The organism is Amaricoccus sp. W119, from assembly GCF_047275745.1.
Lineage (GTDB): Bacteria > Pseudomonadota > Alphaproteobacteria > Rhodobacterales > Rhodobacteraceae > Amaricoccus.
Genome location: NZ_JBKQWU010000129.1, coordinates 1 through 4,134, shown reverse-complemented (window position 1 = coordinate 4,134; position 4,134 = coordinate 1). Strand labels below are relative to the sequence as shown.

Genomic DNA, 4,134 nt, shown 5'->3' with positions numbered 1-4,134 from the left:
AGACGCCCGATCAGATCCGGGCCGCGCAACTCGGCCTTGAAACCGAAGCCGCCACGGTCAAACTGGCGGCGTAACCGGCGCAAAGCGCTGTCTCAAATCCGTGCCCCGGTACAGATGGCCGACGCGACTTACCACGAACCACACGGAAAGCACCAATCCAAGAAGGCGGCCGCGAGCGCCTGGATCGGTTCCGCGCTTGAATACTACGACTTCTTCATCTACGCGACCGCCGCGTCGCTGATCTTCCCGCAGATCTTCTTCCCGTCGGCAAATCCGCGCACCGCGATCATCGCCTCGCTCGCCACCTATGGCGTCGGCTATATCGCGCGTCCGATCGGCGCCTTCGTGCTCGGCCACTGGGGCGACACTCACGGGCGAAAGAACGTGCTGCTTCTCTGCATGTTCCTGATGGGCTTCTCGACCCTCGGCGTCGGCCTCCTGCCCACCTACGAGCAGATCGGCATCTTCGCTCCGCTGCTCCTTGTCGTGCTGCGCCTGGTCCAGGGCTTCGCGGTCGCCGGCGAGATCTCGGGCGCGAGCTCCATGGTCATCGAACACTCACCCTTCGGACGCCGCGGCTTCTTCGCCTCCTTCACCCTCCAGGGCGTGCAGGCCGGCCAGATCCTCGCCGCCGCCGTCTTCCTGCCGCTCGCGCATTTCATGCCGGATACCGCCTTCAGCAGCTGGGGCTGGCGCATTCCGTTCCTGCTCTCGATCTTCGTGATCATCGCCGGCTTCATCATCCGCCGCGAGGTCGAGGAGACCCCCGCCTTCAAGGAAGAGGAAGACGAGCACGCCAAGCCGGTCTCCCCGATCGTCGACGCCTTCACCAACACCTGGGCCGACATGATCCGCGTCGCCTGCATGGCGCTCATGAACACCATCCCGGTCGTCACCACCGTGTTCGGCGCCGCCTATGCCGTGCAGGCCGCCTACGGCGTCGGCTTCCACGCGGACGTCTATCTCTGGATACCCGTGCTCGGTAACATCGTCGCCTGTATCGTGATCCCCTTCGTCGGCAACCTCTCGGACAAGATCGGCCGTCGTCCTCCGGTCATCGTCGGTGCCCTCGGCTCGGGTCTGCTCGCCTACGGCTACCTCTATGCGATCTCGATCCACTCGGTGCCGCTGGCGATCTTCTTCTCGATCCTGATGTGGGGCATCATCTACCAGGGCTACAACGCCATCTTCCCGAGCTTCTTCCCCGAGCTCTTCCCGACCCGGACCCGCGTCACCTCGATGGCGATCTCCCAGAACGTCGGCACCACGGTCACCGCGCTTCTGCCGGCGCTCTTCGCCACCGTCGCCCCTCCGGGAGCGGTCAACATCCCGATGACGGTCGGCTCCATCGCCTTCGGTGTCACCGTGATCGCCGCCTGCGCCGCCTGGTCCGCCCGTGAGACCTACCGCATCCACATGAACGACCTCGGCAAGCCCGGCGCGGTGCCGGTTCCCAAGGAGGAATACGACCGGATGCGTGAGGAAAGCCTCACCGCCAGCGCCTGAGACGCCAGGCATCAGAAGGCCCGCCATCCGGCGGGCCTTTCCTTCCCTCGCTCGAAACGCCGGAGCCGCCCAAGATGAACACCGAGACCGAGACCGTCCAGCTGGGCCTGATCGGCGACAACATCGCCGATTCCAAGACCCCGCGCCTGCATGAACTCGCCGGCGACATGATCGGCCGGCCGACCCGCTACGAACGCCTGGTGCCGAAGACGCTCGGCCTCGACTTCGACGCCGTCTTCGACAAGGCCCGCGACGAAGGCTACCGCGGGCTAAACATCACCTATCCCTACAAGGAGCGGGTGATCGCCCGCGTCACCGTGGACGAGCCCCAGGTCGCCCGACTCGGCGCCTGCAATACCGTCGTCTTCACGCCGGAAGGCCCGAAGGGCTTCAACACCGACTGGTCGGGCTTCAAGGCCGCCTATCGCACGGCCTTCGGCGAGACCGACCCCGGCGCCGTCTGCATGATCGGCGCGGGCGGTGTCGGCAAGGCGATCGCCTTCGGCCTCGTCGATCTCGGCATGACGGAACTGAGGCTCGTGGAACGCGACCTCGCCAAGGCCGAGGCGCTCGCCGAGACGCTGCGCGCCGCCGCGCCCGGCCTCACCGTGACCGTCTCCGGCGACCCGGCGGACGCGGCCGGTGCCAACGGTCTCGTCAATTGCACGCCGGTCGGCATGGTCGGCTACGAGGGCACGCCCCTGCCGCGCGACCTGATGNCCGTGACCGTCTCCGGCGACCCGGCGGACGCGGCCGGTGCCAACGGTCTCGTCAATTGCACGCCGGTCGGCATGGTCGGCTACGAGGGCACGCCCCTGCCGCGCGACCTGATGCGCGGCGCGTCCTGGGCCTTCGACGCGGTTTATACCCCGGTCGATACCCAGTTCCTCGGCGACGCCGCCGCCGAGGGGCTTCGCATCCTCTCGGGCTACGAGCTATACTTCTACCAGGGGCTGCACGCGATCAGCATCTTCCATGGTATCGACGTCGAGGAGGCCCAGCTGCGCGCGCTGCTGGCGGGCTGAGGCCGGGATGGGTTAGTGACGGTTGGGGGCCGCCCGCGCGCGATCCCCAACCTGCCAGGGAACGGAGGCCAGGACCGCATGAAAACCTCGATCGCCACAGTGTCCATCAGCGGGGAGCTTCCGGACAAGCTCGCCGCCATCGCCGCGGCAGGATTCGACGGCGTCGAGATTTTCGAGACCGATTTTCTCGCCTATGACGCGACACCGCGCGAGGTCGGTCGGATGGTCCGCGACGCCGGGCTGGAACTCAATCTGTTCCAGCCGTTCCGCGATTTCGAGGGCATGCCCGAGCCGCAGCGCGGCCGCGCCTTCGACCGGGCGGAGCGCAAGTTCGACCTGATGGGCGAGCTTGGCACGGACCTCATCCTCGTCTGCTCCAACACCTCCGCCGTCTCGCTCGGCGGCATCGACCGGGCCGCGACCGACCTGCGCGAGCTTGGCGAGCGCGCGGCGAAGCGCGGCATCCGCATCGGCTTCGAGGCGCTCGCCTGGGGCCGGCATGTCAACGATCACCGCGATGCCTGGGAGATCGTGCGCCGGGCCGATCATGTCAATGTCGGGCTGATCCTCGATTCCTTCCACACCCTGTCGCGCAAGATCGACCCGGCTTCGATCCGCTCGATCCCCTCGGACAAGCTCTTTCTCGTCCAGCTCGCCGATGCGCCGCGCATCGACATGGACATCCTCTACTGGAGCCGCCATTTCCGGAACATGCCGGGCGAGGGCGACCTGCCGGTGCGGGAATTCCTCGCCGCGATCGCCTCGATCGGATACGACGGCTGGCTGTCGCTCGAGATCTTCAACGACCAGTTCCGGGGTGGCTCGGCGCGGCAGATCGCGGCGGACGGCCATCGCTCGCTCATCTATCTGATGGATCAGGTGCGCCGGACCGAACCGACGACCGCGCGGCTCCCGACCATGCCGGACCGGATCGCGGTCGAGGGGGTGGAGTTCATCGAATTCGCCGCCACGCCCGAATCGGCGCCGAACCTCGTCGGGCACCTCCGCGCGCTCGGCTTCCGCGAGGCCGGCCGCCATGTGAACCGGGATGTGACCCTCTACCGGCAGGGCGGCGTCAATCTCGTGATCAATACCGAGCCGGAAGGTTTCGCCCACGCCGCCTATGTGACCCACGGCACCGGCGTGTGCGACATCGGCCTGCGCGTCGAAGACGCGGCCGCGACCGTGACCCGCGCCGAGGCGCTCGGCGCGAAGCCGTTCGAACAGACGCGGCGGGCGGGCGAGCTGGAGATCCCGGCGATCCGGGGCGTCGGCGGCGCGCTCCTGCATTTCATCGACAACGGCCCGGTTCTGTCGAAGGTCTGGGAGACCGAGTTCACGCCGGTGACCGACGACACGACCCCCGACGCCGGGCTGATCCGCGTCGATCATGTCGCCCAGACAATGGCCTATGACGAGATGCTGTCGTGGCTCCTGTTCTACACCTCGATCTTCCGCACCGAGAAGACGCCGATCGTCGATGTGATCGACTGAATTGGCCCCCGTTTCGACCGGACACTTGAGCACAGCCATGGAGGCTTAGGCATATGCCTGAGCACGTGCTTATGTCTGAGATAGAGATCATCACTGATGGCGGCCGTCG

General features: G+C 66.9%; 2 protein-coding genes and 1 pseudogene. All 3 read left to right on the top strand.

The features are described 5' to 3' along the window. Positions 1-114 precede the first annotated feature (114 nt). Positions 115-1,506, top strand: a complete 1,392-nt coding sequence (locus tag ACLJK8_RS22155) for an MFS transporter (protein WP_413152594.1) — start codon at positions 115-117, stop codon at positions 1,504-1,506. A gap of 74 nt (positions 1,507-1,580) precedes the next feature. After that, positions 1,581-2,531 (top strand): shikimate dehydrogenase family protein, encoded by a 951-nt coding sequence (locus ACLJK8_RS22150; protein ID WP_413152593.1) that lies wholly within the window; start codon positions 1,581-1,583, stop codon positions 2,529-2,531. Between the two features lie 78 nt (positions 2,532-2,609). Beyond that, a pseudogene (locus ACLJK8_RS22145) lies at positions 2,610-4,022 on the top strand (TIM barrel protein); the annotation flags it as partial. Positions 4,023-4,134: the final 112 nt, after the last annotated feature.